At 70.6% G+C, this 25,193-nt stretch carries 43 protein-coding genes; all 43 read right to left on the bottom strand.

Features of this window, described 5'->3' with window-relative positions:
* Positions 1-9: 9 nt before the first annotated feature.
* The 43 genes from AC067N_RS14350 to AC067N_RS14140 all read right to left on the bottom strand — a co-directional run bounded on the left by AC067N_RS14350 (position 10) and on the right by AC067N_RS14140 (position 25,161).
* Positions 10-285, bottom strand: coding sequence for a phage tail assembly protein T (locus AC067N_RS14350; protein ID WP_478679208.1), 276 nt, complete (start codon positions 283-285; stop codon positions 10-12).
* A gap of 68 nt (positions 286-353) precedes the next feature.
* Complete coding sequence (locus AC067N_RS14345) at positions 354-722, bottom strand: hypothetical protein (RefSeq protein ID WP_478679207.1); 369 nt, start codon at positions 720-722, stop codon at positions 354-356.
* A 73-nt stretch (positions 723-795) separates the two neighbouring features.
* Positions 796-1,215 carry a phage tail tube protein gene (locus AC067N_RS14340; protein ID WP_478679206.1) on the bottom strand — a complete coding sequence of 140 codons (420 nt, stop codon included), beginning with the start codon at positions 1,213-1,215 and terminating at the stop codon, positions 796-798.
* Positions 1,216-1,228: 13 nt separating this feature from the next.
* Complete coding sequence (locus tag AC067N_RS14335; protein ID WP_478679205.1) at positions 1,229-1,630, bottom strand: DUF3168 domain-containing protein; 402 nt, start codon at positions 1,628-1,630, stop codon at positions 1,229-1,231.
* Positions 1,627-1,773 (bottom strand): hypothetical protein, encoded by a 147-nt coding sequence (locus AC067N_RS14330; RefSeq protein ID WP_478679204.1) that lies wholly within the window; start codon positions 1,771-1,773, stop codon positions 1,627-1,629. The genes AC067N_RS14335 and AC067N_RS14330 overlap by 4 nt, the downstream gene beginning before the upstream one ends.
* A gap of 4 nt (positions 1,774-1,777) precedes the next feature.
* Positions 1,778-2,149 carry an HK97-gp10 family putative phage morphogenesis protein gene (locus AC067N_RS14325; protein ID WP_478679203.1) on the bottom strand — a complete coding sequence of 124 codons (372 nt, stop codon included), beginning with the start codon at positions 2,147-2,149 and terminating at the stop codon, positions 1,778-1,780.
* A gap of 4 nt (positions 2,150-2,153) precedes the next feature.
* Positions 2,154-2,480: a hypothetical protein gene (locus AC067N_RS14320; protein WP_478679202.1), complete on the bottom strand. Its 327-nt coding sequence runs from the start codon at positions 2,478-2,480 to the stop codon at positions 2,154-2,156.
* 10 nt (positions 2,481-2,490) lie between these two features.
* The gene (locus AC067N_RS14315; protein WP_478679201.1) at positions 2,491-2,835 is read right to left on the bottom strand and encodes a head-tail adaptor protein; all 345 of its coding nucleotides are present in this window, start codon (positions 2,833-2,835) and stop codon (positions 2,491-2,493) included.
* Positions 2,832-3,428 (bottom strand): head-tail connector protein, encoded by a 597-nt coding sequence (locus AC067N_RS14310; RefSeq protein ID WP_478679200.1) that lies wholly within the window; start codon positions 3,426-3,428, stop codon positions 2,832-2,834. Before AC067N_RS14310 ends, AC067N_RS14315 begins: the two co-directional genes overlap by 4 nt.
* Positions 3,429-3,440: 12 nt before the next feature.
* Positions 3,441-3,776 (bottom strand): hypothetical protein, encoded by a 336-nt coding sequence (locus tag AC067N_RS14305; RefSeq protein ID WP_478679199.1) that lies wholly within the window; start codon positions 3,774-3,776, stop codon positions 3,441-3,443.
* A 1-nt stretch (position 3,777) separates the two neighbouring features.
* Positions 3,778-4,167, bottom strand: coding sequence for a hypothetical protein (locus tag AC067N_RS14300; RefSeq protein ID WP_478679198.1), 390 nt, complete (start codon positions 4,165-4,167; stop codon positions 3,778-3,780).
* A gap of 16 nt (positions 4,168-4,183) precedes the next feature.
* Positions 4,184-5,026 (bottom strand): phage major capsid protein, encoded by an 843-nt coding sequence (locus AC067N_RS14295; RefSeq protein ID WP_478679197.1) that lies wholly within the window; start codon positions 5,024-5,026, stop codon positions 4,184-4,186.
* A gap of 20 nt (positions 5,027-5,046) precedes the next feature.
* On the bottom strand, positions 5,047-5,814 hold the full coding sequence (locus tag AC067N_RS14290) for a hypothetical protein (RefSeq protein ID WP_478679196.1): 768 nt from the start codon (positions 5,812-5,814) through the stop codon (positions 5,047-5,049).
* 46 nt (positions 5,815-5,860) lie between these two features.
* Entirely contained in the window at positions 5,861-6,802 is a 942-nt protein-coding gene (locus tag AC067N_RS14285) for a hypothetical protein (RefSeq protein WP_478679195.1), read from the bottom strand.
* Positions 6,799-8,319 (bottom strand): phage portal protein, encoded by a 1,521-nt coding sequence (locus tag AC067N_RS14280; RefSeq protein ID WP_478679194.1) that lies wholly within the window; start codon positions 8,317-8,319, stop codon positions 6,799-6,801. Before AC067N_RS14280 ends, AC067N_RS14285 begins: the two co-directional genes overlap by 4 nt.
* Positions 8,320-8,331: 12 nt before the next feature.
* The gene (locus AC067N_RS14275) at positions 8,332-9,972 is read right to left on the bottom strand and encodes a hypothetical protein (protein WP_478679193.1); all 1,641 of its coding nucleotides are present in this window, start codon (positions 9,970-9,972) and stop codon (positions 8,332-8,334) included.
* The gene (locus AC067N_RS14270; RefSeq protein WP_478679192.1) at positions 9,956-10,429 is read right to left on the bottom strand and encodes a phage terminase small subunit; all 474 of its coding nucleotides are present in this window, start codon (positions 10,427-10,429) and stop codon (positions 9,956-9,958) included. Before AC067N_RS14270 ends, AC067N_RS14275 begins: the two co-directional genes overlap by 17 nt.
* 582 nt (positions 10,430-11,011) lie before the next feature.
* Positions 11,012-11,215: a hypothetical protein gene (locus AC067N_RS14265; protein ID WP_478679191.1), complete on the bottom strand. Its 204-nt coding sequence runs from the start codon at positions 11,213-11,215 to the stop codon at positions 11,012-11,014.
* Positions 11,216-11,292: 77 nt separating this feature from the next.
* Positions 11,293-11,715 carry a PASTA domain-containing protein gene (locus AC067N_RS14260; RefSeq protein WP_478679190.1) on the bottom strand — a complete coding sequence of 141 codons (423 nt, stop codon included), beginning with the start codon at positions 11,713-11,715 and terminating at the stop codon, positions 11,293-11,295.
* Positions 11,716-11,979: 264 nt separating this feature from the next.
* The gene (locus AC067N_RS14255) at positions 11,980-12,159 is read right to left on the bottom strand and encodes a hypothetical protein (RefSeq protein ID WP_478679189.1); all 180 of its coding nucleotides are present in this window, start codon (positions 12,157-12,159) and stop codon (positions 11,980-11,982) included.
* A 181-nt stretch (positions 12,160-12,340) separates the two neighbouring features.
* Complete coding sequence (locus AC067N_RS14250; protein ID WP_478679188.1) at positions 12,341-14,497, bottom strand: cell division protein FtsK; 2,157 nt, start codon at positions 14,495-14,497, stop codon at positions 12,341-12,343.
* An 85-nt stretch (positions 14,498-14,582) separates the two neighbouring features.
* Positions 14,583-14,759 (bottom strand): DUF6257 family protein, encoded by a 177-nt coding sequence (locus AC067N_RS14245; protein WP_478679187.1) that lies wholly within the window; start codon positions 14,757-14,759, stop codon positions 14,583-14,585.
* The gene (locus AC067N_RS14240) at positions 14,752-14,961 is read right to left on the bottom strand and encodes a hypothetical protein (RefSeq protein WP_478679186.1); all 210 of its coding nucleotides are present in this window, start codon (positions 14,959-14,961) and stop codon (positions 14,752-14,754) included. Before AC067N_RS14240 ends, AC067N_RS14245 begins: the two co-directional genes overlap by 8 nt.
* A gap of 2 nt (positions 14,962-14,963) precedes the next feature.
* Positions 14,964-15,110, bottom strand: a complete 147-nt coding sequence (locus AC067N_RS14235; protein WP_478679185.1) for a hypothetical protein — start codon at positions 15,108-15,110, stop codon at positions 14,964-14,966.
* A 91-nt stretch (positions 15,111-15,201) separates the two neighbouring features.
* Positions 15,202-15,531, bottom strand: a complete 330-nt coding sequence (locus AC067N_RS14230) for a hypothetical protein (RefSeq protein WP_478679184.1) — start codon at positions 15,529-15,531, stop codon at positions 15,202-15,204.
* A complete protein-coding gene (locus AC067N_RS14225) occupies positions 15,528-15,704 on the bottom strand; it encodes a hypothetical protein (RefSeq protein ID WP_478679183.1) in 177 nt (58 codons plus the stop codon). Before AC067N_RS14225 ends, AC067N_RS14230 begins: the two co-directional genes overlap by 4 nt.
* On the bottom strand, positions 15,701-16,819 hold the full coding sequence (locus tag AC067N_RS14220) for a conjugal transfer protein (RefSeq protein WP_478679182.1): 1,119 nt from the start codon (positions 16,817-16,819) through the stop codon (positions 15,701-15,703). Before AC067N_RS14220 ends, AC067N_RS14225 begins: the two co-directional genes overlap by 4 nt.
* On the bottom strand, positions 16,816-17,550 hold the full coding sequence (locus tag AC067N_RS14215) for a DUF6907 domain-containing protein (RefSeq protein ID WP_478679181.1): 735 nt from the start codon (positions 17,548-17,550) through the stop codon (positions 16,816-16,818). The genes AC067N_RS14220 and AC067N_RS14215 overlap by 4 nt, the downstream gene beginning before the upstream one ends.
* The gene (locus AC067N_RS14210) at positions 17,547-17,765 is read right to left on the bottom strand and encodes a hypothetical protein (RefSeq protein ID WP_478679180.1); all 219 of its coding nucleotides are present in this window, start codon (positions 17,763-17,765) and stop codon (positions 17,547-17,549) included. The genes AC067N_RS14215 and AC067N_RS14210 overlap by 4 nt, the downstream gene beginning before the upstream one ends.
* A 92-nt stretch (positions 17,766-17,857) precedes the next feature.
* Positions 17,858-18,100, bottom strand: a complete 243-nt coding sequence (locus AC067N_RS14205; RefSeq protein ID WP_478679179.1) for a hypothetical protein — start codon at positions 18,098-18,100, stop codon at positions 17,858-17,860.
* Positions 18,101-18,141: 41 nt separating this feature from the next.
* Entirely contained in the window at positions 18,142-18,765 is a 624-nt protein-coding gene (locus AC067N_RS14200; RefSeq protein ID WP_478679178.1) for a hypothetical protein, read from the bottom strand.
* Positions 18,762-18,962 carry a hypothetical protein gene (locus AC067N_RS14195; protein WP_478679177.1) on the bottom strand — a complete coding sequence of 67 codons (201 nt, stop codon included), beginning with the start codon at positions 18,960-18,962 and terminating at the stop codon, positions 18,762-18,764. Before AC067N_RS14195 ends, AC067N_RS14200 begins: the two co-directional genes overlap by 4 nt.
* An 11-nt stretch (positions 18,963-18,973) precedes the next feature.
* Positions 18,974-19,447, bottom strand: a complete 474-nt coding sequence (locus AC067N_RS14190; protein ID WP_478679176.1) for an HNH endonuclease — start codon at positions 19,445-19,447, stop codon at positions 18,974-18,976.
* Positions 19,447-19,938: a single-stranded DNA-binding protein gene (locus AC067N_RS14185; RefSeq protein WP_478679175.1), complete on the bottom strand. Its 492-nt coding sequence runs from the start codon at positions 19,936-19,938 to the stop codon at positions 19,447-19,449. The genes AC067N_RS14190 and AC067N_RS14185 overlap by 1 nt, the downstream gene beginning before the upstream one ends.
* A 120-nt stretch (positions 19,939-20,058) precedes the next feature.
* Positions 20,059-20,829: a hypothetical protein gene (locus AC067N_RS14180; protein WP_478679174.1), complete on the bottom strand. Its 771-nt coding sequence runs from the start codon at positions 20,827-20,829 to the stop codon at positions 20,059-20,061.
* 79 nt (positions 20,830-20,908) lie between these two features.
* Positions 20,909-21,181: a hypothetical protein gene (locus AC067N_RS14175; protein ID WP_478679173.1), complete on the bottom strand. Its 273-nt coding sequence runs from the start codon at positions 21,179-21,181 to the stop codon at positions 20,909-20,911.
* The gene (locus AC067N_RS14170) at positions 21,178-21,396 is read right to left on the bottom strand and encodes a hypothetical protein (protein WP_478679172.1); all 219 of its coding nucleotides are present in this window, start codon (positions 21,394-21,396) and stop codon (positions 21,178-21,180) included. The genes AC067N_RS14175 and AC067N_RS14170 overlap by 4 nt, the downstream gene beginning before the upstream one ends.
* 278 nt (positions 21,397-21,674) lie before the next feature.
* The gene (locus AC067N_RS14165; protein ID WP_478679171.1) at positions 21,675-22,850 is read right to left on the bottom strand and encodes an AAA family ATPase; all 1,176 of its coding nucleotides are present in this window, start codon (positions 22,848-22,850) and stop codon (positions 21,675-21,677) included.
* A complete protein-coding gene (locus tag AC067N_RS14160; protein WP_478679170.1) occupies positions 22,847-23,773 on the bottom strand; it encodes a bifunctional DNA primase/polymerase in 927 nt (308 codons plus the stop codon). The genes AC067N_RS14165 and AC067N_RS14160 overlap by 4 nt, the downstream gene beginning before the upstream one ends.
* Before the next feature lie 86 nt (positions 23,774-23,859).
* Positions 23,860-24,084 (bottom strand): hypothetical protein, encoded by a 225-nt coding sequence (locus AC067N_RS14155; RefSeq protein ID WP_478679169.1) that lies wholly within the window; start codon positions 24,082-24,084, stop codon positions 23,860-23,862.
* The gene (locus AC067N_RS14150) at positions 24,081-24,398 is read right to left on the bottom strand and encodes a hypothetical protein (protein ID WP_478679168.1); all 318 of its coding nucleotides are present in this window, start codon (positions 24,396-24,398) and stop codon (positions 24,081-24,083) included. Before AC067N_RS14150 ends, AC067N_RS14155 begins: the two co-directional genes overlap by 4 nt.
* Positions 24,395-24,868: a hypothetical protein gene (locus tag AC067N_RS14145; RefSeq protein WP_478679167.1), complete on the bottom strand. Its 474-nt coding sequence runs from the start codon at positions 24,866-24,868 to the stop codon at positions 24,395-24,397. Before AC067N_RS14145 ends, AC067N_RS14150 begins: the two co-directional genes overlap by 4 nt.
* A gap of 17 nt (positions 24,869-24,885) precedes the next feature.
* Entirely contained in the window at positions 24,886-25,161 is a 276-nt protein-coding gene (locus AC067N_RS14140; protein WP_478679166.1) for a helix-turn-helix transcriptional regulator, read from the bottom strand.
* Positions 25,162-25,193 lie beyond the last annotated feature (32 nt).

Genomic DNA, 25,193 nt, shown 5'->3' with positions numbered 1-25,193 from the left:
CTCGGCTGTTCAGTTGTTGGCGACCACCCGCCCCTGCAGAGCGGAGTTGGCGAGCATGGCCGCCTTGAAGAGTTCCTCGGGCGACTTGCGTACCTTCGTGCGGTCCCAGCGCGGCATGAAGTCGGCGAGCTTCGGGGCGCGTTGGCCCTTGCCGCGGTTCACCGCGACGATCGCGGCCGAGATCATCGCCGCGTTCACGTCCCCGCGCGCCCCGCCCAGGGGGCCCGCGATCTGCTCATACGCCCGCCACTCGGCGAGCTCGGCCGAGCCCATGTCGGCGAGCATGTGGCGAACGGAGCGGGCGCCGAGGTGCGCGGCCAGGCGGAAGTAGAACTGCCGCTCTGGCCGCGCCCTCAGTTTCCCGTCAGTTCCTTGATGTCGTCCTCGCTCATCCGCGACAGGCGGACCGCGACGTCGCACACGCGCGTGAGCGCGGACGCGGACTTCTCGCCCAGCCGCTTCGTCTCGGCCGCCGACCGGAACAGCACCCGGCCGTCGGCGTCGACGATCGCCGCGGCGGCGAGCCGGGACCGGAACCCTTCCAGGCCCTCGGCTCGGATCGAGGCGCCGTCCTTGCCGACGAACTGGGCCTCGAACTTGTCCCGCTCGGTGCCCGGCAGCTCCCGCACACGGACGGTGCCGCCCCACTCGGGAACCTCGACGTCCTCGTACTTGAGGTCGTCGGCGCCGAGGATCTGCTCGGCGGACAGGTACTGCGTCATGGGCTGTTCTCCCTCTCGGTCCGCCATTGCGGCGGGACGGTGGTGAGCGGCGCAGTGTGCGCTGCTCGCGGCCTCAGGAGCCGGTGGTGATGGTGGGCTTGCCGGACACCTTGAACGTCAGGGACGCGGCGAGCTTGTCGTCGTGCGGGGCCTCGGGCTCGAAGTTCGTCAGGATCGCCTTGAACGCCCAGTTGCCGAGAGTGCCGGGCCAGACGACCTTGTAGCTGCGGGGCACCGCGTCGGCGAAGTCGGCGATCAGAGCGTCGTGTTCGCGGGGGTCGTAGTTGATGTCGATCTCGACCTCGCCGCCGTCCTTCAGGCCGCCGATGAACTCCCGCCAGGCGTCCTCGCTGTCGTGCGCGGTGACGTCGTAGGTCTCGCGCTCGATGCCGGGCGGGGTGATGTCGGTGACGTTCGCGAGGGGAGTGAAAACCTCAGGGGTGGCGCCGTCGCCGCGCTGCAGCTGGGTGCCGAAAGCGTCCAGACCAGCCATCGGTCTGACCTCCTTACGCTTTGGTCAGCCACACGCGATAGCTGACGTTGATGTGCCGGATGTCGGGATCGGGGTCGCGCAGCTCGGTGTGCTGCTGCTGCGCGACGGACACGTCACGAAAGCCGCTGACGGTCAGGGGCTGGCGGTCCAGGACCGCGTCGAGGGCGGCGAGGATGTCGGCCGCCTCCTTGTAGCCGGGATAGCGGGACCAGATGTGCAGCTCCACTTGGGCTTCCAGGCCGCGCTGGTTGTGGGCGTCGTCGACGGTCTCGGTGATCGACCCGACCGTGACGTAGGGGTGCGGGGTGTCCTCGGGGACCTCGTCGAACACGCCCGTCACCAGGGCCGCCAGCGGGGCGTTGGCGCGCAGCTGCTGCACGACGGCGAGCTGCAGCGGCCACAGCGCGGTCGTCACCCGCCCCTCCCTCGCTGCTTGGCGTTGGCCAGCTTCTTCTCCAGCCGGGCGATGCTCGCCCGCGCATCGGCCGCCTTCTTCTCCGCGTCGGCCAGGCGCTCGCGCTCACGGGCCAGCTGCCTCAGCAAGTCGTTGCCGTTCACCGGGTCACCTCCCTCCCATGTGCCGGCGGAACGCGGCGCGGTAGGTGCGGGTGACCTGCCGCCGGTGCTCGTTGAACGCCGGGACGAGGTAGGGCTGGGCGTTCATCTTCGAGGTGCCCTTCTCGACGTAGAGGGCGTACTCCAGCTGGTCCGCCTCCCACACCCCGACGTCCGCCCGGCCGAAGTGGCTGTTCACCCGCTTATCGAGGGCCTGGAACAGCTCACCCCGGTCCCTGGGGACCTTCTCTCCGGCCGTGTTCTGGACGTTGTCGGCCCACTCACGGAGCGTGTCGTTGCGGGCCTGCCGCATCGCCTCGGGCACGCGCGCGACGGCGCGCAGCGCCCGCTGCAGACCCTCCAGCCGCACCCGGGCCATGGGCTCAGGGCAGTTGCAGGACGGCGACGGTGACGGACGTGGCCGCGCTGTAGGTGATCGCGGCCCGTCCGGTGGCCGGGTCCCGGTAGGTCGACTTCAGCGGAATGAACGCGTCCCCGCCGGCGGGGATGGTCTGCGCGGCGTCGGCGATCGCAAGGCCGCCGACGGTTCCGGGGGTGGCGACGGTGACGGTCTTGGAGGACGCGTCGTCGTTGCGGACGTGCAGGACGAGCTTCTCGCCGACCGGGGCCTGGTCGCCGCCTCCGGCAGCGGCGGCGTAGGTCGGCTGCAGCCCGCCCAGCGGCATGGCTTGTGCGGTCAGGACGGCCATCGGGGACTCCTCACGTGGTGGTGCCGTTCAGGGGTTGGACGAGCGTGCAGTCCGCCCGCAGGTAGGTGCCGTCCTCGGACGGCTCGAAGACGGAGACGACCTTCAGCACACGCCCGGGCGGGCGCAGCTGGTCACGCCGCCGGACGTCGGTGCCGGGGCTGAAGTACCAGGTCTCGTTCAGTTCGGCGCCGGCCTGGTCGGCGGCCGTCCGCTCTCGCGCGGACGGCTGGGACTTGCGGGCCCGCACGGTGGAGGCGTGGACCCAGGTCGTCGTCTGGCCCCCGCCGCCGTCGTCGGCGGACGTCTCCCGCCACACCTCCACGCGGCGGTTCAGCAGGTGCCCGACGCGGCTCACCTCGACCTCACCACCGTCACGCCGCCGCCGAAGCGTGCGGCGAGCTGCTCGCGCAGATAGTCGGGCAGCTCGATCTCGGTGATGCGGCCGCTGTCGCCGTAGGTCACCGAGTAGTCCCCGATCCGCTCGGCGCGCACGTCACGGGCGGCCAGGCCCTCGCCGTCGGGCTGCGCCCGATAGTGGACGAGGACGGCGGCCGCGATCCGGCACACCAGGCCCACGATGTCCGCCGGTACCTCGGGCAGGCCGTGCAGCTGAGTGACGGTGACCTCGGACGGCTCGCAGGTGGGCGACCAGCCCGCCGCCCGCCACAGCTGGTGTGAGCGCAGTCGCCAGTCGGTGACCGTCTCCCCGTCGATGGCGACGGCCGAGACGGACAGGATCGGCGGCCCGGGCAGCGTCAGCCACTGCGAGTTGTCCGGGCCCTCCAGGGTGAGGGTCGAGGTGGTCTGGCTGATCGGCACGCCGGCCGCTTCCCGCACGGCGGCCGAGGCCTCCGCCAGGAACGTCTCGACGACCGCCGTCTCGGAGGCGTCGATGGTCAGGCCGCGGGCCTCGAGGTCGGCCACCGTTGCCAGAGGGTCCAGTGCCACGGTGGCCTCCCGTCAGGTCGCCAGGTCGATCAGGTCGGCCTTGGTGTAGTTCGCCGCGTCCTCAGCCGACAGCTTCCCGAGGCGGACGACGTAGGCGATCCACTCGGACTTCGGGGCGGCCTGCGGGGGGCGCCCGTCGGGCGAGGGGGGAACGGCCGGATCGCCGCTGTCCTCGACGCCGGCGGGCGCGCCCGTGTCCGCGCCGCCCAGGTACGGGGAGCCGTCCTCGTTGACCCGGCGCAGCAGGCCCCGGGTCAGACGGTCCTGGATCGGCTCGGGCAGCGGCAGGTCCATCGCGTGGATGCCGCCGCCCTCGCCGCGCACGTAGATCGTCTCGGTCTCAGCCATGTCAGGTGTTCCTCGGGACCTTGAAGGCGGTGATGGTTCCGGCGACGAAGCCGGTGGCGATGTCGACGAGGATCGTTCCGTCGTTCTGCAGGAACCGGCCCGATTCGAAGGGGCCGATCCACTGGGTGGCGTTGTTGCCGACGGCGACGACGAGGTCGCCCTGCCCGGCCGCCACGGCGGGCGGGTTGTCACCGGCGAGGACGGTGACGTTGCCGCCAGTCGCGCCGGCGGTGACCCGCAGAAGGGTGAGCTCGGGGACGGCCCTGCCGTTCGGTCCCGCGGCCGGGATGACGTGACCGTTGCCGGTGCCGGCGTTGGTCGCCGTTCCGGCCGGGTCGGCGAGGTTCCCGTTGGGGACGAGGTTGCTGTACGCAACAGCGGTGCGTGCCATGGTGTCTGGCCTCCGATCAGGTCCGGGACGCGAGCAGCGTCGCGACGTAGGTCGGGCGGATCATCTTGGCCCCGTACAGGTGCAGGCCCTTGATGGCGTCCGAGAAGCTGCTCTCGGGCCGGTACGCCTCGGTCTTGTTGATCTGCTCGGCGTAGGTGATGGCGCCGGGCACGCCGGCCTGGACGACGTAGTCGTCTCCGGTGGGGTTCGGGGCCTGGTTGGACTGCGCCAGGTTGAAGCCCAGAGCGCGGCCGATGAATCCGTTGCGCAGCGGCTCGGTGGTGCCGGACGCGGACGCGTCGAGGAACTTGTTGTTCTCCAGCAGCAGGGAGAAGTACCAGGGCGGGCCGACGACGTAGCGGCCCTCGTCGGGCACGTCCGCCTCGTCGAGCTTCAGCTTCAGCAGCCGCAGCTGCGTGTAGGCCAGGTCCGCCGAGGTGACGGAGACGGTGCCGAGCTGGTTCGCCGCGGCGGCCTGCGTGTAGAGGTTCGCGACGTAGGAGTCGGCGACCTTGGCCAGGCCGTAGGCGGCGCGGTTCATCGCCTCGGGCATCACGCTGCCCTTGGCCTGCCGCTTGTCGACGTCGTCGACCTTGAAGGCGAAGTACTTCGACTGGTCGACCAGCAGGGTGCGCTGCGCGTCGGTGAGCTCCTCCGGTGTGATCACCGTGGAGTTCGGGGTGTACGTGCCGATCGTCGGGTCGGAAATCGACGTGATGCGGACGGTGTCGCCCGACTCTTCGATCTCGCCCTCGTAGTCGCGGTTGACGACGCCCGGCTGGGCGTAGACGAGCCGGGTGCGGGTGGCGACGAGCAGTCGCGCACTCCAGACTTCCGGCCGGAAGCGGGTGATAGCCATCTTCTGTGGCCCTCCTTGGGTCAGCCGGCGCCGAGGTAGTCGTCGAGCTGGCCCGCGTCCTGGGCCTTGACGATGTCGTCGGCGCTCATGTTCTTGAGGTCTTTCGCTCCGAGCTGCTTGGGCCGGCCTGCCTTGCGCTGTGCGCCGCCGTCAGCAGTGCCCTGGAACCTCTTGGCCGTTGCGGCTGCCAGGTAGGGCTTGTTCTTCAGCAGGTCCTCGATCGCCTCGGCGATCTCGTCGGCGTCGACTTCGCCGTCCTCGTTGACCTCGAACTGGTCGAGGTCGAGGAACCTGAGCGCGTCGCGGGGGTCGGCCAGCTTGCGGGCCGCCGCGGCGCGGACTTCCGCCTTGAGGATGCGGGTGTTGGCCGCGGCCGTTGCGGCTGCGGTCGCCTTGGCCACGGCGTCCTGGCCGTCGCCCTGGTTCTTCTGCGCCAGTTGGCGTTCGAGGTCGCGGCGCTTGTCGCGCTCGCTGCGCCACTTGCCCTTCATGGAGGCCAGGGCGCGCTTGCCCTTGTCGCCGAGCTGGTCGGCGCCCTCGGGGTCACTGTCGTCGCCGTCGTCGTCCTGGCCGTCGTCACCGTCGCCGGTGTCGTCCTGCCCGTCGTCGCCCTCGTCCGCGTCGTCGGCGTCCTGGTCGTCGTCCTGGTCGTCGTCCTCGTCGGGGGCGCCGCCGAGGATGGGCCAGATCGGGTGGAGTTCGTTGTCGTCCTCACCGGGGCGGGCCTTGCGCCACCCGACGGCGAGCAGCCCGGTTCGGGCATGGCGAGGCAGAGTGCGCGTGTGCATGGTGGTGTCTCCCATTGCGGGTGAAAGGGCCGGGCGTTGCGCCCGGTCAGACGATGTAGCCGTACTTCGTGAGCAGCCGGATGGCGTGCTCACGGTCGTCGGCCAGGCGGTAGATCTCCTCCGGCATCAGTCGCGGCGTCTTCGCGCGCGCCAGCTTCGAGCCGGGGACCTTCTCGAACTTCGCCCGCCGGGAGCCGTACAGGCCGCGGCGGGTCGTGCCCTCGGTGGTGGCCTTCACCTCGCGCCGGTAGCGGGTGACGGTGGTCATGCCGCGGCGGGCGTTGACGACCTGGCCCATGTCGGCGCCGGCGGCGATCGCCTTCATGCCGGCCTCGCCGAACGCGCGGCGCTGCTGGGCGGCCGTCATGTCCTCGAACAGCGACGTCGGCGAGGCGAGCTCCCAGGTGTCGCCGGGGCGGCGGGGGGCGAGCGTGCAGTCACAGCGGGGGTGGCGCAGGAACCCGTCGGACAGGGTGTATTCGCGTCCGGCGAGGATGATGCAGCGCGCGCACGCGGGCAGCTGCACGACGCGCACGTAGGACACCACGCGCGGGCGGGCGATCATCCCGGCCATGTCGGCGATCCGCCCGGCGTCCGCGACCAGGGAGCGGGTCACCATCTCCAGGAACGCGGCCCCCGACAGGATCGACGTGGCGACCGAGAACCCGCGGCGCAGCCGGTTGAGCGCGACGAGCAGCGGATACAGCAGCGGCCCGGTCAGATCCCCGGTGGCGGCCGCAGCAGTGGCAGGGTCGATGGCGCCCTCGCCGGGTCCTGCCTCCTGGGTGAGCCAGGCCTCGGCCGTCGAGGCGGCCGCGATCTGTCCGGCCCGGATCAGTTCGGCCGCGACCGCGGCGTGGGTGAGCCACGACGATTCCAGGTCCTCCGGGTCGACGCTGCCCCAGACCGCCCGGACGGCGGCCGCCGTCGTCGCGGCCTGCATGGCGCGCTCGGCCTGGTGCTGCTGGGCCTCGGCCGGGACGCTCACGTCGCCCCCTCGGCCGGCTCGGCGTCGCCCTCGTCCTCGACGACGTCCTCACCGGGGCCGGAGCGCTGGGTGAGCATCTGGGTGGCGGCGGCGATCGGGTCCATCTCCGCCTCCCTCTCGCGCATCGCGACGACGTCGGCGACCTCGGTCGGGGTGAGCCCGTACCTGAGGGCCAGCCACTCGAAGGGGAAGCCGATGTCCTTCAGCTTCACCAGGGCATCGGCGAGCTGGGCGTAGGAGCGGGACTCGGAGTCCGCCCACAGCACCGCGCCGGCACGCATCGCCTTCGCCTTCGTCGTCTCACCCCGGGCGAGGTAGACCAGGCGGGCGACCTCGCGCAGCGCCTGGCCGAACCACAGCTTCTTCTCGTCGACCCGCTTCACCAGACCGGTCTCGGCGGCCAGCAGCGCATCCCCGGACAGGTTCGCCATCTTGCCGATCAGGTAGTGCTGCGGGGTGCGGGTCTGCGCGGCGAGATGGCCCACCGCGGTCTCGATGATCTGCGTGTAGGCGGCGAGGTTCGCGGCCTGCCACTCGGCGATCTTCGCGTCCCTGCCGGTGATCCACGCGACGCGGTCGACAGCGAACTTCGACAGATCCACCGGCTCCTTGCCGACGATCTCCCCCGCGCTGTTCAGCTTCGGGATCATCGGCCGCTCGGCGCCGAGGACCACCCGCTGAGGGAACGATGCGTAGTCGGAGGCGGTGAACAGCTGCGCCCACACCAGGTTGATCGCATCCTGCATCGCGACGACACCGGTGACGTCACTGATCGGGTCATCGACCAGCATCGGCTTGTTCGGCAGCTCCACCAGCGGCACCAGGCCCATCGGGTTGGGCTGAGGGTTCGGCTCGCCCAGCTGCTCCTCGTCGCGCGGCTCCCAGGTACGGCGCCGGGCCTCCTCGCCGGGCGGCACCCACAGCCGCATCGCCTCGTCGACGCTGGCCATCTGCGGGCTCTTGTTCCCTCCGGCGAGCGGCCGCTCGAACTTCCACAGCTCGCCCGGCAGGTACAGGGTGGCGTAGTCGCAGTTGCCGTCCTGCCACCGCTTCAGCCCCGCCCGCCGCTTCACCCGGGAGCCGGGCTCATAGGCGACGATGCACTGCGCGGCATCCTCGAACGTGACGACCGGGGTGTCCTCGTCGTCCGGGTCACCCCACACCAGCACGAAACTGCGGGCCGAGTTCACCGCCCCGAGGAACCCCAACTGCGAGTCGCCATCGAGGCCGTTGACCTGCCACACCTCCCACAGGTCCTTATCGGCCCGCTGCGCGCCGGAGGCCTGGAAGCCGGTCACCGTCAGCCGCTCCACCGGCGAGTCGGCGACGACCTGCACCCAGTTGTCGGAGAAGTCGCGGTAGCGGTCCCCGTGGAACTTCGCGAAGTCCTCGGAGGCGAACTTCAGCGGCTGCTTGCCCCGGTAGTAGTCGTTGTTCCGGTCAATCTCCGACCGCCGGCGGATCAGCTCCGACTCCAGCAGGGACACCAACTGCAGGGCCTGCGCCAGGGTGGCCATCCGCGCCCCCCTTCACGAGCCGTAGTAGTAGGACACTTCCTGCTCGGCCAGGCCCGCCGCGATCACGTCACCGAGCGCCTCGTGCGCGAGCACCGACGCCACCGCAATGTCGATCTTCTGGACGGGGCTCGCCTTACGCAGCACATACAGGCCGCTCGGCCGCTCGGCCTGGCGGGTGTTCTCGATGTGCGACTGCGTCAGCTCGCAGCCGTCGTGCGTGAACGCCGCCGCCCGCTGCCCATCGGCGGTGTTCCGCTTCAGCACGTCCGTCTTCAGCCGCTCTGCCGCAGCGTGCATCTGCACCATGCGGCGCGTGTACCAGCGGATCACCCGCTCCTCGCCGTACAGGTCCACCCACTCATCAACCTCGGTGTCCCAATACGGTGGATCCGCGTACAGCCGGACCACGTCGTAGCGGTTCATCAACTGGTCCATCGCCGCGCGCACCTCCGCGCGCGGAACCTGACCGCCGTAGTCCGCGGGGTTCCAGATGGTCGGCTCGTCGTTGCCCCCGTACAGCGGGGTGAACTGGTAGCCGTCCATCGTCTCGGCCCGGATCGCCGTCCAGTCGTCCATGTCCGAGCCGTCGAAACCGAGGACGATCCGCGTCATCGGCCGCACCCGGCGCGGCTTGGCCTTCGCCGCCCACTTCGTGCCGTCCAGCCAGCCCGCCGAACCGGCCACGCACCGGTTGCCGAAGAACCGCTCGGCCTGCGCCGGATCCTTCTCCATGATCTCGGCGGTCTCCGCCTCGATCGCGTCGAGGTCGACGTGCGCCGAGCCCGCATAGACCACGGTGTGAATCTTCCGGCGGTCCCGCTTGTTGCCGTAGGACAGCGCCTTCGGCGCCAGCGGGTGATAGCGGAAGATGTCCCGGGCCTTCGCCCCCGACGTGCGCTGAGCGACGGAGTCCTCGCTCGGGTCCCACGCGTTCGTCGTCTCCATCGTCCGACCGCCCATGCCGGCCGCACCGCGACGCTGAGTCTCGGCGACCCGGCGCAGCTTGTTCGCATCGGTGTACAGGCCGGTCTCGTCCTGCAGAGCGAAGATGATCGGGTTGCCGAGCCTCGACAGAGCCGAGGACGTCACCACGTCGATACGGCCCTCGTCGCCGACCCGGGTGAACTCCTCACCCACACGCAGCCGCTCGGACAGCGGCCCGAGCTTCACCATGTTCTGCAGCGGCCGGTAGACGTTCGCGACCTGGTCCTCGGACGTCGCGGTCAACTGGATCAACGGCGTCGGCCACGGAGTCCCCATCGGGTCGCCCGGCTCGTACTGGTACCACCAGCCGCACGAACAGCCGTGATCCGCGCACCGATAGCGTTCGCCGCCGCGGGCCCACCCGTTGAAGACGACCGGGCCCGCGGCTTCGGCCAGGACGATGGTCGCCGACCACGGGCCCTTGCCGGTCTTCTGCGGCGCCACCACCTGCGAGCGCCGGTAGTGGAACGCCGGCGCCAACTGCCCCACGGTCGCCGTCGGCTTGACGCGGTAGTGGTTGACCGTGCACCACAACTGCCACGGGTACAGCTCCATGTCCTGGCCGGCCCGGAAGCCGTCGGGCACCGGGCAGTGGTGCTCGATCCAGTCCGGGACGATCCACATCGTGGGGAAGTCGACGGCGAAGTCGGGGTCAGGCGCCTTCGCCACGGGGCACGACCCTCAGCCGGTCACGCGCGCTCGGCCGCCGGGGCGCCTCCACCCGCTCCTCCGGCTGTTCCTCCTCGACGGCCGGGGCGATCTTCCACCGGTTGCGCAGCATGCCCTGTACGGACAGGCCCAGCGAATCCAGGTACTGGCGCACCACCTTCTGCAGCTCCACCGACGCCTTCGGCAGCTCCGCCTCGGCCAGCTTCCGCACGAACATCGCGACCTCGTAGCGCTGGTCCAACGCCTCCCACGCCACGGCCTGCGGACGAGACCACAAGTCCTCCCACAGCACGGTCTCCCGATCGGTCTGCGTGACCAGCGGCCACTCCGGGGCCGGACCAGAGCGGCCCTCCGCGGGAAGCGTCGTCCAGCCGGCCGCGTTCGTCGGCCTCGACTGCCGCAGCGACCGAGGGTCCGGCGGCGGTCCGGAGACAACACGGGCTCCACCCTTGGGCATTGGTGATCACTCCTCCACGCTGCATTGCGCAGCACAGGTGACCGTCACCTTGCGTGACGATCTTGACCTTCTGAACCCGACGGACCCCCCAGAGCCCTCCCCGGCGTTCTGGACCCCCTACTGGCCAGGGGTCACCCCCCACCCCCCGGCAAGCCTCTGACCTGGGCTTTTGTGATCCCATAGGCTTCTGACCTGCAACGATGCCATTTGGTCACTCTGAGCGGTCGTTCCAGCCTCCGGGCTGATGCTTCGCCGTCTCGCGAGAGTGGTGAGCCTTCGTCATCGCTTGCAGGTTGGACCAGTCATGACCACGTGGTCCCAACGGTCCGAGCCCGTCACGGTGGTTGACCTCCGTAGCCCTTGGCCTGAGCAAGGCGGGCATGGCCTCGCACTCATCGCACTCGCAGTACGGGTTGGCTCTGAGGTACTCGGCTCGTGTGCGCGCCCAGCGTGTGTCATAGCCCTTGGACGCTGCTGTGGGACGTGAGCGCTGGGCCTTGCCCTGGCAGGCCTCGCAGCGTCCCCCAGGGGTAAGGGTGGGGCATCCGGGTGTCGGGCAGACCTGCAGCGCCTTGCGGGGCATCAGGCCATGGCGAGCGCTGTACGCCCCTCGCCGTGCCTCATGTGCTCCTGCAGCGTGTGCAGCGCGTCCATGGCTGCGATAAGGCCGGTGTCGAGGCCGCAGGGGCATGTGACGCTTGCCCGGCCTGTCTTCTCGACGACGCGCCAGCCGTCTTCGGGGGGAAGGTCGCGGATCTCCATCTCTATGACGGCGGAGTGCGGCATGGTTCCCTCCCGTGCCTTGGCATGACAAAGCCCCCAGGTTCAGGTCACCGGGGGCTCGTCGTGAGTGGTGTGGATGGTCAGCAGGACTCGTCGAGCTTGACGGAGTAGATGGCGACGCGGAGGGCGTCCGTGGCGCCGGGCGCCGGGTCCTGGCGGCAGACCTTCCAGTTGCTGTTGTCGAGGATCCAGCGACCCTCGGGCGACGCGTCCTCCTCGTTGACCATGAAGCCCTTGCTGCGCAGCAGGCTCTGTGCCTCGCCGTGGTTCATGCCGACGACGTCGGGCACCTCGCTGGTCTCCGGCTCGGCCTCGTCGGCGCTGGCCTCGCTGGGGGGCGCGTCCGTTTCGGTCTCGGTGGCGCTGGCGGCCGTCTTGGGCTGCTTGTTGGTGTCCTCGGCGGTGGTGTCCGGCTTGCTGGGGCTGGTGTTGCTGCCTTCGCAGGCGGTGAGCGTGAGCAGGGCTGCGGCGGCGAGCGCGGCGGCGGTGTGTCTGATGCGCATGCGGGCACCGTGGCGGTACGTGAGGGGGTTACGGACCGGTACGGGGGTGCTGTGACTGGTCTGTGACGGATCGTCGGGCCCGCCGCCCGGACGCTGCGCGCACACCGGGTACTCGGCCCGGAGAGGGCGCCCTGCCCCATCGCCGGGCGGCGGCCGTGGCACGACGGAGCCCCGGCCGGGGGGATTGGCCGGGGCTCCGTGTGCGTCTGTGGTGTCCGGGCACGCCGGACGTGCCTTGAGTGTTACAGCCTGCTGGCTAATGGGTCAAGCTGCGGCTGACGTTAGGCGGTCGCGTAGTTCGTGCAGGTCGATGAGGGTGCGGCCTTCGGTGTCGTGGCCGTGCCGGGTGAGCTTGCCGCGGTGCAGCCAGACGCGGATGGTGCCGGGCCTGATTCCGGTGGCCGCGTGGGCGGCATAGGCGTCAACGAGGAGGGGCTCTCTCATGCCTCCATGATGCGCAGGGAGGGAGGCGAAGAAGGGGACGATGAGCCCCTGAATCCCGGGCTCGGGCGCCTTCGATACGCCGCCTCCCTTGCCTCCCTGACTGGCCGTTTTCCCAGGTCATGCACAGGGAGGCATGTCGGGGAGGCCCCTAGGGAGAACTCCCCGACGTCCGGCCGCCTCCCTACTCGTCGAGGTCGTCCTCGGCGTCGGCCGCGCGGTCGGCGATGGCTTCGGCGATGCGCTGTCGGCTGACGTGCATGACGCCGCTGGTCTTGTAGTCGCCGTGTCCGGCGTCGTCCAGGACGCGCTTGAGGTCGCGGAACGACCAGCCGTCGTACTCGCCTGGGTTGTGGTCGGCGAGACGGCGGAGGACGTCCTGGGTGCGGAGCTTCGGCTCGCTGCCGAGGACGGTCAGGATGTCCGCGAGGTGGTCCGCCGGCGCGTAGGCGGGCACCTCCGGGGCTGCGGTGCCCTCGTACAGGGCCATCGCGCGCTCGACGACCGGGGTGACCTCGTCGATGCCCTTGTCGGGGTCACGGGCCACGTAGTGGGCGCGGACCACCTCGAACGGCTTGCCGCTGAACCCGACGGTGACGGCGGTGCCGACGTCCTCGCCGGGGATGAGCGTGGTCGCGGTGATCCCGGCCTTGTGCCGGCCGGAGCCGAGCAGCCCGTCGTTGGCGACGTGGTCGCCGACGGCGAACGCGACACGATGGCTGGTGTTGCGGGTGACGTCGCGCGGCAGACTGTCGGCGGTCGGGGACACCGTGACCCACACCAGCGTGATGGCCGTCTTGCGGGCCTTCTTCATCACCTTGATGGCCAGCTCAGCGGCCTCCTTGCCGTACTCCTTGTGCATGAACAGCTCGTGGCACTCGTCGAACACGACGACCTTCGGCCGCATCCGCGGGTCCTTCAACGCCAGCTCCCGCGTCACCTTCGTGGCGCCTTCGCCGAGTTCCTCCAGCAGCTTGCCCCGCATCGTCACCTCGTCGCGCAGGCTCCGCAGGGCCTTCAGCGCGGCCTCGATGTCCTCGTCGTCGTCGCCCTTGACCAGGGTCTTCAGGCGCGGCTTCAGCGGGTCGTAGTCGGTGTTGTACGCCATGACATACGCCTCGACGATGACGAGCGGGTCGAGGATCGCGCCGAGCAGCAGGGCGATGACCAGGGACGACTTACCCGAGCCCATGATCCCGCCGACCATGTAGTTGGCGGCCATGAGCTTGCCGATGATGGCCTCGCCGCGCTGGGAGACGGCGACGGGCACGCCCTTGAAGTAGTCGGTGGTGCCCTCGGTGAGCAGCGGCCACGGCGGTACGGCGCCGGACAGGGAGCCCTGGTCGGCCACCCACAGGTCGAGGACGCCGGGCTGCTTGGGGGGCTCGGTGGGCCACACCTCGACGGGCTTGCGGAGCAGGTTGTGCGCGAGGACGTTCTTCTTCCCGCTGATCATCTCGACGGTGACGCCCATGGGGAGCTGCACCTGCGTGTGGTAGCCGTTCCCGGACCGGGTGGTCGGGGACACCCAGCGCGGCTGCCACCCTTCCTTGATGGCCTTGTTGAGGGGGGCGATGCCGAGGTTGCCGAGGGCCTTGAGGATGGCGCCCTCGTCGGGGACGACGTCGCGCTGCTCGGGGTCTCCGGGCAGGGCCCAGGCCGGGGCGGTCTGCCGGTGTCGTCCGACGGCCCACACCCCGGCGAGGGCGATGAACGGGAGGCAGGCGAGGAGCGGGTCCCAGATGACGCCGGCGATGAACGCGACCCAGGCGACGAACTGGATGGCGGCGGCGAGCGGGGTGAGCACGTCGGAGACGTCGTGGTTGGCCCAGGCGAGCATGATGCCGAGGAGCAGCAGGACGCCGGCCCCGGCGGTGGCGCCCATGAACAGGGCCTTGGGGGCGTTGATGGCCAGCTGGAGGAGTTCCATGCGGCGCCGGTGGCGGGACTGCCGGAAGATGTAGGCGCGCTGCTCCCAGTCGCGGGCGACGTCTTCCTGACCTGCGGCTTCTGCGGCCCGCATCATGCGCTCGTGGCGGGCGGTGGTGCGGGAGTCCCAGGCCCGGCGGGTGAGGATGCGGGCACCTCCGTACAGGTAGGAGCCGTGCCGGACGACGGCCCGGTACGAGCCGTGCTCGCGGGCCTCGACGACGACGCGCCGCAGGTGGTCGATGCGGACTCGGCGGCGAGGCCGCGGCTTGTCCTCGACGACAGGGGCGGGCGGCTCGGCGGTCTGCACGGCCGTTACTGCCGTGGAGGTGTCGGGGGCAGGGGCGAATTTGAGGAGGGACACCTGCGGCTGGTGGTGTCCGTTGACGCGTTCGGGGGCGGTGTCCGTCATCCTGGTCTCTCCGGTCGTTCTGTTGGGCGGTCCGGGGCCGGGGGCGGCTGCTGACTTGGCGGTGAGAGCCGTCCCCGGCGCGGAGCTACTTCTTGGTCTTGCGGCGGGCGGCCTGGCGTTCGATGCGCTCGACCTTGCGCTTCAGGTCGCTGATGTCGACGCCGTCGCCAGCGAGTCCGCGCTTGGCCATGCGGGCGGTGAGGGCGGCGACGCGGAGCTTCTCGCCGGTGGTGAAGTCGCTGAAGCGGGGGCCGTCAGCCATCGGTGGGCTCCGTCTCGGGCAGCACAGCGGCGATGGCGGCGTGGGCGCGGGCAACGTCCGCCCACAGGGCGCCAGCGGCGGTCAGGGGCTGGACCTTGCGCTGGTTGTCGGGGTGGCGGGCGGCGTCTTCGGCCTCGCGGGCGAGCGCGGCGGCCCTGGTGGTGGCGGCGTCGGCCATGGTCAAGCGCTGTTCGCGGGTCATGGTCAGGCCTCCGTCTCGCCAGCGAGGCGCTCGAAGTCGGCAGCGTTCTGCTCCATGGCCTCCCGGCCCGCCTCACTGTCGGCCGCGGCCGCGCGGCGGCGGGCGTCCTCAGCCAAGGCGGTCCAGCACTCGTATTCACTGCGTGGCATGGGGTTCTCCTCCTGGTCACGGGCTCGGCTGGTCCGGCCCCACCGCACCTCTGCGTGGTCTGCTGGACCACGCAGAGGACGGAAGGGCAGGTCAGCGGCCCTTGCGCTGCACGTCGCGCCACACGTCCCGTAGGACGACGACGACGATCGCGCCGACGCCGCCGAGGAAGGCCAGGGCCAACGAGGCGAACGCCAGCCCGATCGAGCCGACGCACACCGCGCACGCGATGCCCACCCACTCGCCCGTGCTGCGGCGCTGCTTGGGGTGGTCGTGCTGGCACTGCTGCGCCGACGCCTGTGCCTGCTGCTGCGCGGCTGCGGCCTTGGCCAGGTCTACGGCGGCGAGCGCCAGCTGTACGGCGACGGTGTCGATCTCGGCGGCGCGGACCGCCTGCTCGGCCTTGTCGAGGGCGTCACTCACCGGGCCCACCCCCTGATGCGGCGGGTGATGCGCGGCCACGCGATGACCCCGGCGGCGACCGCCAGGACGACCGGCTGAGAGACGACCGCGGCGGCCGCGGCGAGGACGACGGACAGCAACGACGGGTACGCGACGAGGAGCCCGAGGAGGGCGCCGAAGGCGAGGCGCATCATGCGTATCCACCCTCCATCGGCTTGGCCGGAGTCTCCGGCTGGGGCTTCTTCGCGGCCCGCGAGAGCGCGGTGCGGATGTACGGCTCGTCGACGAGCAGGCGCCGGTGCTGGGCCAGGTGCCCGGCGATGTCGCGGGGTGATGCGTCCGCGCCGAGCGCCGAGGCTGCTTCCTCGACGGCGCCCTGGAGGTTGACCGGTTCCAGCTCGCTGACCTGCTGATGCGCGGGCGCATCGGGTCGATGCACCTCGTACTCGGGGGGCTGCTGGCCGAGGACGACGGCGACCTGCACGGCGTCGACGACGACCCCGTAGGAGACGAGGAGGGCGGCCAGCTCGGGCGGGGGCGCATCAGGGTGCGCATCAGCCGCGATCCGGATCACCTCGACGGGGTCCATCTCGGCGAACTTCTCCCGCAGCACGGCCTGCGCCGACCGGACCGGGGCGTTTGCGGGGGTCGCGCTGACCCTCGCAACTTCGGCACCGCCGTACATGGTGGCGAGGGCCGCATCAGCTCCCGCGCGGACACGGACGCGCTGGACGTCGACCAGGCCGGCGCCGAGCTCGGTGTCGCCGACGCCCACGTACTTGGCGAGTCTCCAGTACTGGCGGACGGCGAGCTTGCGGCGCAGCTTGCCGGGGTGGCCGTCGGCGACGGCGCGCTGGAAGGCGAGCTGGCGGGCGGCGTCGGCGTTGCGGCGCATCACCTCGGCGTCCGTGCCGGTCCGGTAGACGACGATCGAGCGGGCGATGAAGCCGAGGCCCTCGGCGGCGCCGGACATGGCGAGCGGGGTGACCGCGTACACGGCGGCCTCGCGGGCGTCGCTGGCGATGGTGATGCCGATACCGCTGGCGGACAGCGGGGCGAGCCACATCCCGCCGCGGACGACGGCGGGTGAGGACTGGCCGAGCATGGTCCGGCCGAGCATCACCATGGCGAGGATCAGGGTGAGGCCCTCGCCGGCGGCGACGACACCGGCGGCGGTGGCCTGCCGGTGGAACTCGGCGACGGCGTTGCTGTAGGTGCCCCAGGCGCCGAACCCGCCGACGACGACCATCAGGGCGGCGGCCGTGCCCAGCACTCCGGCCTGGCCTCGGGTGAGTTCGCGGCCGCTCATCGGCCACCTCGCTGGAGGTGTGCGGCGTCGGCGGCGAGGCGGGCGAGCCGGAGGCCGGCGACGTGGAAGGCGTGGGCGACCGGCTTGGCGTCCTCGACGGTCAAGTCGAGTTCAACGTCGATGCGGGCAGAGACGACCGGGTGCGGCTCGGGCCGCTGCTGGCCGTGGGGGGCGTGGCTGATGCGGGCCTCGAGGATGTCGACGACCCCGTACTGCTCGGTGCGGGCGGTGACGGTAGTGGGGTGGCCGTCGTGGGTGATGTCGGCGAGGTGGACGACGGACTCACCCTCGTGGCCGGTGCACCAAGCGGGCTCGGGAACGGTGACCTCGCCTCGGTCGAGGGTCTGCAGGGTGACGGTGCCGTCGCCGTACCGAGGCGCCTGTGCGGCGGCCGGGACCAGAGCGGTCGGGTAGGCGCGGTCGATGGAGGCCTCGAACGCGGCCTGCGTGACCGGGTCGTCGACCCTGCGGACGCGCTCCGCCTCGACGCGCCCGGTCATCTCCAGGTAGCCGGCGAACGCCAGGTAGCCCTCGACCTCCCGGCGCACGTCCTCGACGCTCATCTCGCCCACGGGACGGTCCAGATTGGCCGTCGCGTACCCGTAGGACAGGGCGGTGACGAGTTCCTCGCGGGACAGCGCGAAGTCGACCCGCACGACCGCCACAGGGGGCCCGAAGTCGTCGTTGACGTTCTGCACCTCGGTCGGCCCGAAGATGGGGAGGCTGCTCATGCCTGGGCCCCCTCGGCGTCGAGGGTGCGCAGCAGGATGCGTAGGGCCTCGGCGAGGCCGCCGTGGGCCTGGGCGTAGGCGTAGATGTCGTAGCCGCTGGTGTTGCCGTAGGCGGCGAGCATGCGCTGGCCGACGCGGATCGCGGTGTCGAGGTCGCTGGGCTCGGCCAGCGTGGAACTTGCGGGCGCTTCGGCGCACGCGAAATGATCGGTCATGCCGACTCCTGGTCTAGTCAGGATGTTCGGTAGAGGGTCGGGCGGTGCGCGCGCCGGGTGCTCCAACACCCGAGCTGCTGTCCGGCCCTCGTCTATTCGGTTGTGCTGGCGTCCGGCTGGGATGCGGTCTTGCGGTCCTGCTTCTTGAGCGCCTTGTCTACGGCGTTCCAGCTCCGGCCGAGTTCGCGGGCGACCTCGGCGACGGAGCCGAGTTCCCTGACGCCTTCGCGTAGGGCTTCAGCTCGTCGTGTGGCGGACTCGGAGGCGAGGAGTCGCAGCTGCTCCAACAGCTGTTCTTCCTCACGTACCCGTTCCCGCCAGGGCTTGGCGTCCATCGGTAGCACTCTATCCAACCCTGGGGTTGGATTCAAGGTCTTCACGCCGCCTCGCTCGGCTGAAGGTTCCTCAACTCCAGCCACGTCTCAGGCGGATACGTCGTGCCGCACCACCGGCACTCCACCTTCGCCGTGCCTGACGGCACCCGCAGTACCGCCCCGCACACGACGCCGTCCTCGTACACGGCCGGGCAGTTGCCCAGCCGCAGCGACCGCTCGGGCGGGTTCACGATCGACGCGACGTCCCGCTCCAGGCCGCGGATCTCCTCGGCGAACGCGCCGGCCATCGGCCACGACGCGGCGATCCACTCCAGGTTCATGGACAGGGCTCGCGCCGCAACGGCGACGCGGCGCTCGGTGCCGCCCTCCCTGGCAGGCTCGCCCCAGCCGCGGTCGGCCTGCATCGCCGAGCGCCAGTCCTCCAGGACGCCGACGATGCCACCGGGCCCGCGCAGGTTGAACGCGGGCTCGGCGATCGGCATGGGCGCCTCGGCCGACCGGGACCGCCCCAGTTCCGGGCGGCGGCCACCGGGGTGGAGGAACGCGGCAAGCGCGGCGTACAGGCGGGGCATCCGGTCGAGCCGCGCCGCGGTACCGAGGGTGCAGCCGGGGCACAGGTGGCCGTGCTCCAGGTCCCGCTCGCACAGGCCACAGGATGCCGTCATGCCCGGCTCCGGTGCTGCAGCTGGTACAGGCGGAGGCTGGACAAGTAGCGGTCACCGGCCGACCGCTTGACGGCGGCCTGGGCGCGGGCGGCGCTACGGCGGGCGTCCTTGCTGGCCCAGTAGGCATGCAGCAGGGCCATGCCCTGGGCGCCGAGGGCGACGCCGGTGATGAGCATCTGGATCTCGGTGTCGGTCACGGTCGTACTCCTCACGCTGCTGGCCGGACGGCGGGGCCGTCGGCCTTGGTGCGGGCGGCCTCGATGGCGGCCGCAGCCTGCTCGGGGGTGTCGTAGGTACCGAGGTACATGCGCACCCGGTTCCGCTTCAGCGCGGCTTGGTACCGCCCAGAGCGCACTCGGTAGACGCCGAGCGGCAGGTCGCGCTCCTGGATTGAGCGGTTGAGGTTGGACTCGGACGGGGTCACCAGGCGCAGGTTGCTGCGGCGGCAGTCGAGTCGGTCGCGGTTGATGTGGTCGACGATCAGGCGGTAGCCGGTGCCGCCGGGCACGTCCATCAGCCAGCGGTGCAGCAGCGCGACGGTGACGCCGGTCCACATCTGCGCGTAACCGTGGCTGCCGATACTGAGCACCCGGCGTCCGAGGCGCTCGTAGTCCTCGACGTCCAACAGGACCGTCTTGAAGCCGTCCGGGTGGGAAGCCTGCAGCTCCATGTAGGCGCGCATCAGAACGGGGCCTCCTGCTGCGCGCCACCCCATCCGCCACCCTGCGGCTGGCCGTTCGCGGGCTTCGCGTTCGCCCATGGGGCGGGTGTTTCGCCTGAAACACCTGCCTGCCGCTGCCCGCTGCCCGCCGGGTTCTTGGTGACCTTGGCGGTGGCGCGGGCGAGTGTCGGGCCGACCTCGTCGACGTCCAGCTCGTACACGGTCCGCTTCACCTGCTCGCGGTCCTCGTAGGACCGCTGCTTCAGCCGGCCCTGGACGATGACGCGGACGCCGCGGGCGAGGGACTCGGCGACGTTCTCGGCGGCCTGCCTCCACACCGAGCAGGTGAGGAACAGGCTCTCGCCGTCTTCCCACTCGTTGGTGGTCTTGTTGAAGACGCGCGGGGTGGAGGCGATGCGGAACTTGGCGACGGCGACGCCGGCCGGGGTGTAGCGGAGTTCGGGGTCGTCGACCAGATTTCCGGTGACGGTGATGACGGTCTCGCCTGCCATGGCGGACTCCTTCTGTGGTGGTGGGTGCTTCGCGGCGCCGCGAAGATGGTGTCCAGGCCGGGCCCGATGACCGCGGGCCCGGCCGAAAGCTTCCCGGTGCCGGGAAGCACGCCGTGCGGGTCAGGCGTCGGGGCGCACGGCCAAGTGGCGGTGTTCGGCGGGCAGGTCGTTGTCGCAGTAGAAGCCGATCGTCAGGTGCATGCCCTGGTCCTCGACGACCTTCCAGACCGCGGCGGCCTCGCACGCGGGGCGTCCGTCCTGCTGACGGCAGTGGTTGGTGGTGCACGCCTCGGGCGTCTGCGAGCCACCCATCGTCCAGCCGTCCGCGCAATGGAACACCCGCACCTGCGGACCATCGGCACCGGAACCGTTAGCGCCGTCGAGGTCTTCGCAGACGTCGAGGTCGAGGGCGCCGGCGATCTCGGCGAGGGCCACGTAGGTGTCCTCGTCCAGCTTGTCCATGAGGAGCTCGGCGACCTTGGTGACGGCGGCCGCAGCGTAGGCGCGACCCACAGCGTCGAGGACGGCGGCGACGGCGTACTCGTCTGCCTCGCGTCCTTCGAGGTCGAGGCGGCCGGCCAGGTGCCGGCCGCTGATGTGCGCCTCGACGGCCCGTTCTTGGATGCGCTTGAACGCGAGCTGTCCGTGGGGGTCGCTGTTGATGTTGGGCACGTAGCTGGTGGCGGGTGCGTTGCATCCGGCTTCGGCGTGGACGTACACGGGGTCGCCTGCCTTGATGCCGCAGCTGCAGCACTGGAGGAAGCTGCCGCTCTCTCGGGTCTCGGGGTTGAACCAGCTGCCGAAGTGGACGCTTTCGGTGGTGCCGCAGTCCTGGCAGTTGGTCGGCCCGGTGTGGCCGTGGGCGCGGGCGATGTCGGTGGTCGTGGTCACTGGGTTGCCTCCATGGAGGTGGGATGCTGGGTGGGAGGCCGGGCCCGATATCCGCGGCCCGGCCGGTGTGCGTTGCGGATCAGCCCTGGGTGGTCTCGCGGGCGCGGATCTCGAACCGGAGCCCCCCGGCGGAGTGCTCACGGGCGTCCGACTCGGTCCATACCTGCTCGCCCCAGAGGAAGGCAGGCTCGACGCTGGTGGCGACGGTGCCGTCGTTCATGTGGGCCTGGACGACGGTGGCCCAGCCGATGACAGGGCAGGTGATGTCCTCGCTGTCGCCTTCGCTGAAGATCACGACCCAGCCGGGGGCGGTGGGCGCGATGTTGATGACGGAGCCTGCGGCGATCTTCATGAGTTCTCCCTGGTGGTGTCGTTCGTGGGGGACGGGTTGTCCTCCACAGATCCGTCGGTCTGGCCGACGGAAGCTTGGTTGCGGAGCTTGGCGGCGTGCCGGAGGGCGAGGCCGCGTTTCCGGTTGGCGGCGAGGGCTGCACGCCGCCGCTTGGCCGCCTCGGCGCGGGCCCGGGCGGCGGCGATCTTCTCGGCCACCACGTCGTCGACATTCATCGGTCGCGGTCCTGGATGTTGTTGAAGACGGGCATTGGGCGCCTCCTGCGGCGGGTGGGTTGACCTCGTCCCGGCGCCATGCGCTTCGGGGGGCCTCCTGTGTGACCTCGTCCTCGTCCCACCTAAAGGAGTGGGACGAGGGACGAGGACTCACGACCTCGTCCCGGACGAGGTGGGACGAGGTGGGACGAGGTCAACTTCGGGTACTGCGGATCAAGGAGGTGGGGCGAAGTGGGACAGAGCCGGGCATCCGACCTCGTCCCATGCCCGGGACGAGGTCAAGCGGCGCCCTCCTTAGGCGGTTCGTCCCCTTGTGTGACAGGGGTTGCGAGCCGGTGGAGGATGGCCCCGCGCGCCCCCGGCTCGGCCACGATCCGGCCCGCGTCGACGAGGGCAGCGACCGCCCGGCGGACGTCGACAGCGCGTCCGTTCACGCGGTCTTCGATGCCCTTGCCGGGCAGAGGGCCGGGGGCCCCGGCGAGGGCGTCGAGCACCTTGGCCTTCAGCTTGTTGATCCGCTTCTGGTCCTCGTCAGCCTCGCGGTCGTCCTCGTCGCGCACTCGGGGCGCGTACAGGTGGGCTTCGGCGAACTCGGCAGACTCGGACTTGACGACCAGGTCGGCGTACCAGTGCATGCCGCTGGAGTGCGGCAGGCCGTTCTTGCGGATCTGGCCGGGCCGGTCCTTGGCGACGCGAATGATGGACTTGCCGGTGACGCCGATGCCGAACGGCCGGTGGTTCTCCAGGATGTACATCACGCCGTTGAGGCCGTTGAGCTTGTGGACGCCGCCGATGCTGTACCGGCCGCGGTTCTCGGCCGACTTGACGACGTGGTCCAGGGTGACGACGGCTGCCCCGGAGTTCATGAGTGGGCGCAGCAGCAGCCGGCCGAACTTGGCGATGTCAGTGTTGTCCTTGAGCTCCAGGCCGAACAGGCTCATGCCCTCGGTCACGCCGTCCACGATGGCTAGGGTCGGGTTCAGCTCCAGTACGGCGCCCAGGTCGACAGCGTCGGCCGGGCCCATCTGGTTCTCGGGTCGGACGTAGTGGAAGCGTTCGAGGATGTCGTCGGGGTGTGCGCCGAGGCAGAGCAGGCGCCCGACGACGCCGCCCGCGTCGTCCTCGAAGTCGAGGTAGAGGACGTGGTTGCCGTCGTTCAGCTCCTGTAGGCAGGCGATAAGGGCGAACCAGGTCTTGCCCGCCTCGGACTCGCTGGCGACGCTGTTCATGCGGCCCGGGTAGAACAGGCCGACGCCGTCGTCGCGGCGGCCGACGCTGGGCTGCGGCGGCTTGTACGTGCCGTCGAGGACCGACCGCAGGTCTTGGGCTGCCCACGTGCGTGGAGCGGGCTCCTCGGTAGCGGGCTCCGCGTCCGTGTCTGCCCAGTCGACGGGTGGCTCCTCGCCATCCGGGCCGAAGTAGGCGTCCAGCGCCCGGTCGATGTCGGTGGTCACGCAACCCACCCCCGGTCGCTCGGCCGGGTGGACGCGCTGTCGAACGAGGCACTCGCCTCGGAGTCGGCGAGCCCGACGGCGGAGGCGGCCGAGAGAAGACCCTGCTCAGCTTCGGCGAGGTCGATGAGGTTCTGCTCGGCGAGTTCGTGTGCGCGGCACGCGGCGAAGTAGAAGGCGTTGTTGCGGTTGCCCTCGTGTGCGTCCATCACGTGCTGGACGAGATCTTCGACGGTCCAGAGCTTCCCGCCGCCGGGACGCTGCGGGCGCTTCTCTGCGGCGGGGAAGCGGTGGCGCGGGGTGGCGCGGGGTGGCGGCATCTGGCGCCGCTGCTTACGCGGTAGCAGGGCCTCGGGCCAGGCGACGGTGGGCGCGATGTATGTCCCGACGCCTGCCCACTGGTATCGGCCGCCGGACGAGTTCACGGAGGGCGCGAGCAGGATGTAGCCGTTGTGCTTGAAGTCGATTCCGGGACCGCCCAGGCCGGGCAGGTCGAAGCCGGGGGACTGGTACAGCATATGTAGGCCGTCGCCCCCGGTGATCTGCATGGTGGTTCCTGGCAGCGGGCCCACTCGCTTTTCCAGGGCCTGGAGGGATTCGCGGCCGCCGTTGCGCGGGTCGATGTCGATGACGGCCCAGCCGTTGAGCTTGCAGGGCGCCCCGATGTTGGCGTCGGGTTCCTCTTTCCACCACTTGTGGATAAGTGCCTGGTCGGTGGTGGCTGCCCAGAAGCCGTGGCAGGTGGGGACGCCGCACTGGCATTCCTCGGGGCGGTGCTTGATGTACAGGCTGCTCTGCCGGTCGCAGCGGGCGCAGTTGGCGTAAGGCGCCTTGTTCGGGCGCACCCTGAACACCTTGATGCCGGCCTTGGCGTATGCCTTGGCGGCGGCCGGAAGTTCGGCGGGGATGCGGATACCGACGGTCACGAACGTGCTCTCTTCTACGAGCTGGATCGGAAGTTCGCGGGGTGCAGGCCGGGCGCGGCGGGGGAAGGCGGCGCCCGGCCTGCGGCTCAGGCGGTACTTCGCTTCGTCTTGGCGACCTCTTCGCCGAGGGCGGTGAGGTCGCTGATCCAGTGCCGGACGGCGGCCTGCACCGCAGCCGGGGTGGGCTGCTCTTCGAGGTGAGCCCGGATGGATCCGAGGACGATCTCGTGACGGCCGCGTTCGGCCGCGCGCTTCAGGTACAGGCCGACCGGGTCGTCCGGAGGACACTCGCCGGGGGTGTAGTCGGTCATGAGAGTCCTCCCACGAGCTGGGCGACGGAGGCCACGATGTCGGTGGTGTGCCGGTCGCAGGCCGGGAAGTCGTAGCGGAGGTTGGGCCCCGTGAAGGTGCTGACGACGTTCTTCGCCGTCTCGGGGCAGCCGGGGCAGCGGTAGCCGCGCTGGTTGTGCGGGGAGTCGGGGCCGTCCGTGCAGTCGCACCAGGTGCACTGTTCGCCGTTGGCGGCGGTGATGGCGACCGGCACGAGGCTGGGGTCGGCGGCGGCGTCGCGTGCGGTGGCCAGGGCCTGGTCGGACAGGAACGTGTCCTGAGGGGTGCGCGTCATTTCGCGTCCGCCTGGTTCTGCAGGGCGCGGATGAGGTCGCGGACGACGGCGAGCCTCACGATGGGGTTCTGGCCCTCGGGGACCCCGACGATGAAGGTGCCGTCGGCCATGAGTGCGCTGTAGCCCGTGAAGCGACTGGCAAGGTCGGGGTCGGCCTCGGCGAGCCCGCCGAGGTCGGTCTCGATCAGCTCTATGCCGTAGGCCTCGATGAACGCGGGCAGTACCGCGGTCGCGGCGTACTCGTTGGCGAGGGCCTCGATCTCGTCGGCCTTTTCGCGCAGCTTCTCGGCGGCGGCGAGGCCTCTCGCCGGGGTGGCGGCCTGGAAGTCGCTGAGGTTCTCGTCGGTGGCGATGCAGAAAGTGGACTGTCCGGTGTCCGCATCGGTCATGATCTCGGCGTGGGCGAAAGCTGTGATGCTTTGCTCGGGCAGGGTCGACGCGGATGCTGTCGGGCTGGTAATACTGCTCATGTCGGCTTTCCCCGTTCTTACTTCGCGGTAGTTGCGGATTGCTCGACAGGAGCCGCCGGCTGGTACCCGGCGGCTTCGCTGTTTCCGGCGGGCGCTCCCGGCTGGTACTCGGGAGCGGCGCCGCCGTCCTCCTCGGTAAGGCCGAGGAAGTTCATGAGGTCGCTGCGGCGGACGCGGAGCGCCCGCGCACCGAGCTTGATCACAGAGACCGGGAACTCTCCGTCACGGATGAGCTGGTATCCCAGGTCGTCGGAGATGCCGAGGGCGGCGAAGGCGTCCTGAGCGGTGGGCATGGCCGGTAGGTTCCGGACTTCCTGTGCCGTGA

It is taken from the genome of Streptomyces sp. NPDC042364 (assembly GCF_056437585.1).
The sequence above is the reverse complement of the archived record's forward strand: the minus strand, read 5'-3'. Positions and strand labels throughout refer to the sequence as shown.